Genomic DNA, 6484 nt, shown 5'->3' on the forward strand with positions numbered 1-6484 from the left:
CTGGTTTGTCCTGCGTACGCGAAGGTTACGGACTTAACGCGTACTCAGGAGAAAAGCACATGTCTGCGACCGCTCTCGCCGAGCCCCAGCTCTCATCACCATCCGCCACAGAAGCCCTGCAAGTCATCAAGCGCAACGGCAATCTGGTCAGTTTTACCCCATCCAAAATCAGCGTAGCGGTTACCAAGGCTTTTCTTGCCGTTGAAGGTGATGAAGCCGCAGGTTCTGCCCGTATAAACGACGCTGTTCATCGGGTAACCGAGCAAGTGGTGCAAGCTATCAGCCGTCGCCTGAAAGCTGGTGGCCGGGTGCATATCGAAGACATACAAGACCAGGTAGAACTGGCCCTGATGCGCGCAGAAGAGCAGAAAGTTGCTCGCGCCTACGTACTCTACCGCGAAGAACACGCCCGCGAACGCGCCCTGCACGAACCGGTAGAAGCCCATCCAACGCTGACCGTAAAACTGGCTGATGGCCGAACAGCGCCGCTGGACTTGGGCCTGATGAAGCAGCAGGTCGACAAAGCAGCACTAGGGCTGGAAGGCATAGAAGCCGAATCTCTGGTGGACGAGGCTATTCGCAACCTCTACAACGGCATCGATGTAGCCGAAGTGCTGAGCGCTTTGATTATGACTGCCCGTGGCCGTATCGAGCGGGAGCCCGACTACAGCGCCGTCACCGCCCGCCTGCTGCTGGAACAACTGCGCCTTGAAAGCGTGACCGCACTGAACCTCGACACCAGCCTGAGCTTGGGAGACGTTTATCCACAAGCCCTGAGCGCATTTATCCACGCCGGCATTCGTTACGAACTGCTGGATGAAGCCATTGCCGCGTTTGATCTCGAGCGGTTGGGCGCGGCAATCAAACCTGAACGCGACCAGAAGTTTGGCTTCCTCGGCCTGCAAACCCTGTACGACCGTTACTTCCTGCACTGGAAAGAAGATCGCCTGGAGCTGCCACAGGTATTCTTCATGCGTGTCGCCATGGGCTTGGCACTGCGTGAAGACGACCCCAACAGCCGCGCCATCGAGTTTTATAACTTGTTGTCGTCGTTCGACTATATGGCTTCCACACCCACACTGTTCAACAGCGGCACCCGCCACTCCCAGCTGTCGTCTTGTTACCTCACCACCGTGGGCGATGATCTGGAAGACATCTACGGCGCCATTCGCGACAACGCCATGCTCTCCAAGTGGGCAGGCGGACTGGGCAACGATTGGACGCCCGTGCGTGCGCTGGGCTCCCGCATAAAGGGCACCAACGGCCAAAGCCAGGGCGTAGTGCCCTTCTTGAAAGTCGTGAACGACACCGCCGTCGCCGTAAACCAGGGCGGCAAGCGCAAGGGCGCCGTGTGTGCCTACCTTGAAAGCTGGCACCTGGATATCGAAGAGTTTCTGGAACTGCGTAAAAACACCGGTGACGAGCGCCGCCGTACCCACGACATGAACACTGCTAACTGGGTGCCGGATTTGCTGATCGAACGCATGCGCCAGGATCGCGATTGGACCCTGTTCAGCCCCAGCGATGTGCCGGATTTGCACGACCTGTACGGCAACGAATTCCGCGAGCGTTACGAACACTATGAAGCCCTCGCTGCCGAAGGCAAAATCGAGCTGTTCAAAACCATCCCGGCCAAACAGCTGTGGCGCAAAATGCTGACCGTATTGTTTGAAACCGGCCACCCCTGGATCACCTTCAAAGACCCCTGCAACCTGCGCTCGCCGCAGCAGCACAAGGGCGTAGTCCACAGCTCCAACCTGTGTACCGAAATTACCCTGAACACCAGCGCCGATGAAATTGCCGTGTGCAACCTGGGCTCGGTGAACCTGGCCGCCCACATCGCCAATGGCGAGCTGGATGTACAACGCCTGGAGCGCACCGTAAACACCGCAGTGCGCATGCTTGATAACGTTATCGACATCAACTTCTACGCCGTACCCCAGGCACGCAACTCCAACCTGAAACACCGCCCGGTGGGCCTGGGCTTGATGGGCTTCCAAGATGCGCTCTACGCACTGGGCCTACCGTACACCAGCCCGCAAGCGGTGGAATTCGCCGATGTGGCCATGGAGCAGCTGAGTTACTTCGCCATTCGCGCATCCGCCCAGCTGGCGGCAGAGCGGGGCGCTTATGAAAGTTACGAAGGTTCCCTGTGGAGCCAGGGCATTCTGCCCATCGACTCCATCGAATTGCTGAAAAACGCCCGCCGGGAAGGCGATATCAGCGTGAACACCGACAGCCGTTTGGACTGGGCGCCGGTGCGCGAACTCATCGCCCAACACGGCATGCGCAACAGTAACGTGATGGCCATTGCGCCCACTGCCACCATTTCCAACATCGTGGGCGTGTCGCAATCCATTGAGCCTGCGTACCAAAACCTGTTCGTGAAATCGAACCTCTCCGGCGAATTCACCGTGGTGAACCCCTCACTGGTGCGCGACCTCAAGGCGGTCGGCCTGTGGGACAACGTGATGGTGAACGACCTCAAATATTATGACGGCAGCGTGCAGCAAATTGACCGCATACCTACCGAACTGAAATCCCGCTACGCCACCGCGTTTGAGATCGACGCCCGTTGGCTGGTGGAAGCCGCCTCCCGCCGCCAGAAGTGGCTGGATCAGGCCCAGAGCCTGAACCTCTACATGGCCGAGCCTAGCGGTAAAAAACTGGATGAACTCTACCAGCTGGCCTGGGAACGTGGCTTGAAAACCACCTACTACCTGCGCTCGCTGGGTGCGACCGGCGTGAACCAGCAGGATGCCCCCGTGGCCGCACCGCAACCACAAGTATGCAGCATTGATGAACCTGATTGTGAGGCTTGTCAGTAAAGCAATAACTTATCAGGCCAGCACCATACATCCCCTCTCCCCTTGCGGGAGAGGGCTAGGGAGAGGGGGAAGCGGCAGCCCCTAAATTCGAAGAACCGTTCTGGTCATCCCTCCCGAAAATGTCTGTAGCCAAGGATAGCTACAGCCAAGCTCCCCATGGATGGGTTCACGAGCGGTTTTCGGAAGGGATGACCAGAGCGGTTCCGCACCAAAATTGCAGGCTTAACACTAAGAGGACACCACCCATGCTGAACTGGGACGACGAAACCAAACCAAAAACCCAGCCCGCTGCAGACAGCAGCGTGGCCCCGGTGAACGTAGACGACAAACGCGTAATCAACGGCGAAACCGACGTAAACCAGTTGGCCCCCTTCAAGTACCCCTGGGCTTGGGAGTTCTTCATGAACGCCAACAAAAACCACTGGACCCCGCTGGACGTGAACATGAGCCAGGACGTTCACGACTACCACCACCGCCTGAACCCGGCAGAAAAGCACGTGTTTGAAAACGTGGTGGCCTACCTCACCACCTCCGACATACTGGCCATGCGCAACATTGGTCTGGCGGTGATGGAGAAGATGACTGCGCCTGAGCTACAGATATATCAGGCACGCCAAGTGTACGAAGAGGCCCTGCACACCTGGACCTACCAGCACTGCATTGAAACCCTCAACCTGGACCAAAGCGAAATTTACAACCGCTACCGCGTGGTGCCGCAAATAAACGCAAAAATCCAGATGGCAAACCGCCGCCTGGACGCCGCCATGCGCTCCGACCTGAACCTGCGGAACAAAGACGACCTGCAAGAATTCATCATGTCATACCTGTTCTTTGCAGCGGTGTTTGAAGGTTGCTGGTTCTACAACGGCTTCAGCCCCATCTTCGCCCTACAACGCCGCGGCCTGATGCGCGGCACGGGTGAGCAGTTCCAATACATACTGCGCGACGAAGCCATGCACTTCGCCTTCGGCCTGAAAGTGGTGAACCAGATACTGGAAGAAGAAAACATCAGCTTCGATCCCAAAGCCGTGCGTGAAATGTGGGAAGAATCCGAAGCCGCCGAAAGCGACTACGCCAACTACATTCTGCGGGACCCCATCCTTGGCTACTCGGCGGAATACCACACAGAGCAATTCCGCTTCATAGCTAACCGAAGAGCCCGCACCGTAGGGCTGGAAGAGCCCTTCCCGGGGGCGAAAAACGTATCACCGTGGCTGGAAGAACAAGCCACCATGCGCAAAGAAAAGAACTTCTTTGAAACGCGGGTGATTGAGTACCAGACCGGGGCTCAGTTGGAGTGGTGAGTACTCACAAACGCTGAGCTGCGCTCATCCCAACGGACTGCGAACCCCCGCAAAACCTTGCCCTAAAACGTGGGTATAGATTTGGGTGGTTCGCAGGTCTGCGTGGCCGAGTAGATCTTGTACTGTGCGGATATCGTTACCACGTTTTAGAAGTTCCGTGGCGAAGGTGTGGCGGAAGGTGTGGCAACTGGCAGGTTTATGGATACCGACAGCCTTTGCCGCACCGCGCACAGAGCGTTGTACGGATGTAATATGGCGATGGTGTCGGGATACATTGCCTAGATTGTCTGTACACAAAACCGGAGAGGAAAAGAGCCACTGCCACGCTAAGGAACGGCTTGCTCCGGGATACTTGCGAGCGAGCGCGAAGGGCATACTGACCGGGTGCAGAAACTCCTCACTGCGCTGCTGCCAAGCTTTGCGGATGCTCTCAACATGGTTCTGAAGCGGCTCAATCAGCGTGGCAGGTAATAAAGTGGTTCTATCTTTGGCACCTTTTCCATCGCGCACGGTGATTACCTGCTGTTGAAAATCCAGATCCTTGATGCGCAGACGACAGGCCTCGGTTACCCGCAAACCAGAGCCATACATGAGGGATGCTATCAGCTTATTAGGTTCACTGAGATGGTTGATGATGCGCATCGCTTCATCGTGCGTGAGCACCACGGGCAACTTACGAGGCTTCTTTGCCCGGACTACATCTCCAATCTCGCCGAGTGGAGTCCCGAATACCTTGTCGTACAAAAACACCAAAGAGTTCAGCGCCTGTGCCTGCGTGGCTGCAGAAACATTGCGATGTACGGCAAGCCAGGTCAAAAACTCATTAACCTCCGGCGGGCCCATATCTCGTGGGTGTTTCATTTGGTGGAAACGAATGAAGTAGCGAATCCAGTACCAATAGGTTTTCTCGGTACGAATGCTGTAATGATTGACGCGAATCACCGCGCGAACCTGATCGCGTAAACGAGGCTGCTTTCCTTGCATTGTGGGCTCCCTGCCATAGGCCTGTATATTTAGGGGTCTTCACTTATCATGGTGGGTAACCCTTTATTTTCCTGCTGCTTTTGGTCACTGTTGTCGCATCCGATTAACTCAATGGATGGGGACCAACGTTGGATCAATACACCCTCTACGAACACATTCTAGGGCTGTCCTCTCCTTGGCTTGTATCAGGCGTCGAACTGGATAAGAGTCAGGGAGAAGTCGTCGTTCAGGTCAGTCTGGACAAAGGCGCTAAGCTTGTCTGCCCCCGCTGTGGCGATGCCTGCCCGGGCTACGACTCGCGGGAACGTCGTTGGCGTCATCTCGATACTTGTCAGTTCCGAACGCAAGTGGTTGCTCAGGTTCCTCGTGTGCAGTGTCCCGAGCATGGCTGTCTGACGATCAGTGTTCCTTGGGCTGAACAGAACAGCCGGTACACACTCCTATTTGAAGCCTTCGTTATCAGCTGGCTCAGGGCAGCCTCAATCTCTGCGGTCAGCAAGCAGTTGCGCCTGAGCTGGACTGCCATCGACAACATCATGGAACGGGCTGTGCGACGTGGTCTGGCTAATGCTCCTGACCGAGATACGTCACGGCTAGCCGTCGATGAGACGGCATTTCGTAAAGGGCACGACTATGTAACGATCGTTTCTAACGGTCGGGGTCAGGTTTTGGCCGTGGAGGACGGTCGGTCCTCTGGTAGTCTTGGGCGCTTTTACGCCACTCTGGATGCGTCTCGTAAGCGGTCGATTCTGTCTATCTCCATGGATATGAGTCCGGCCTATCAGAAGGCGACATTTGAGCATATCGAGAAAGCCCACCGGAAGATCGCCTTCGACCATTTCCACGTCGCGCAAATGCTGACCCGAACGCTTGATGCCACTCGCAAAGCTGACATGGCACGTGCGGATCATTCGATGCGGAAGGAGATCCATCGAAGCCGATACACCTGGCTACGCCATCGCAAGAGCCTTAAAGAACAGCAGATACAACAGATCAAATATTTGTCCGGCGCTCTCAAAGACACCGGTTTAGTGTGGTATCTCAAGGAGAAAGCGCGAGATATCTGGCGAGGCTACCGGGTCAAAGGCGCCCGAGCGGCGTGGAAAGAATGGATCCACATGGCTCGACTCACTGAAGTTCGAGCTCTGAGCTCCACAGCAAATCAGATCGAAACCAAGCTATTTGGGATCCTCAACGCTATGCGTTTCCGAGCTTCAAATGCCCTTGCGGAAGCGATCAATGGACAGGTTCGAGCGTTAAAGGTCCGATCCCGGGGGTTCCGGAACAAGGAGAGGTTCAAGCGGGCGATTCTATTTCACTATGGCGGACTGCCAATGGCACCTGACCCACACAGATAAGTGAAGAGCC

At 56.1% G+C, this 6484-nt stretch carries 4 protein-coding genes; 3 read left to right on the forward strand and 1 reads right to left on the reverse strand.

Annotation, left to right across the window (positions count from 1 at the left end):
- Window positions 1–59 precede the first annotated feature (59 nt).
- Together MWU62_RS02630 and MWU62_RS02635 are read left to right on the forward strand one after the other, a co-directional pair.
- Window positions 60–2828, forward strand: a complete 2769-nt coding sequence (locus MWU62_RS02630; protein ID WP_247113275.1) for a ribonucleoside-diphosphate reductase subunit alpha — start codon at window positions 60–62, stop codon at window positions 2826–2828.
- 245 nt (window positions 2829–3073) lie between these two features.
- The gene (locus tag MWU62_RS02635) at window positions 3074–4132 is read left to right on the forward strand and encodes a ribonucleotide-diphosphate reductase subunit beta (RefSeq protein ID WP_247113276.1); all 1059 of its coding nucleotides are present in this window, start codon (window positions 3074–3076) and stop codon (window positions 4130–4132) included.
- 24 nt (window positions 4133–4156) lie between these two features.
- On the opposite strand, the gene MWU62_RS02640 is transcribed toward MWU62_RS02635, so the two are convergent.
- The gene (locus tag MWU62_RS02640; RefSeq protein ID WP_247113277.1) at window positions 4157–5116 is read right to left on the reverse strand and encodes an integron integrase; all 960 of its coding nucleotides are present in this window, start codon (window positions 5114–5116) and stop codon (window positions 4157–4159) included.
- Between the two features lie 128 nt (window positions 5117–5244).
- Between MWU62_RS02640 and MWU62_RS02645 the strand changes: the two genes are divergently transcribed.
- Window positions 5245–6474 (forward strand): ISL3 family transposase, encoded by a 1230-nt coding sequence (locus tag MWU62_RS02645; protein WP_247113278.1) that lies wholly within the window; start codon window positions 5245–5247, stop codon window positions 6472–6474.
- Window positions 6475–6484: the final 10 nt, after the last annotated feature.

The sequence above is a fragment of the Marinobacter sp. S6332 genome, from assembly GCF_023016045.1.
In the GTDB taxonomy this organism is placed as follows: domain Bacteria; phylum Pseudomonadota; class Gammaproteobacteria; order Pseudomonadales; family Oleiphilaceae; genus Marinobacter.

Coding starts and splice junctions, on each gene's coding strand:
- MWU62_RS02630 (WP_247113275.1), top strand. CDS start 60: ATGTCTGCGACCGCTCTCGCCGAGCCCCAGCTCTCATCACCATCCGCC.
- MWU62_RS02640 (WP_247113277.1), bottom strand. CDS start 5,116: ATGCAAGGAAAGCAGCCTCGTTTACGCGATCAGGTTCGCGCGGTGATT.
- MWU62_RS02635 (WP_247113276.1), top strand. CDS start 3,074: ATGCTGAACTGGGACGACGAAACCAAACCAAAAACCCAGCCCGCTGCA.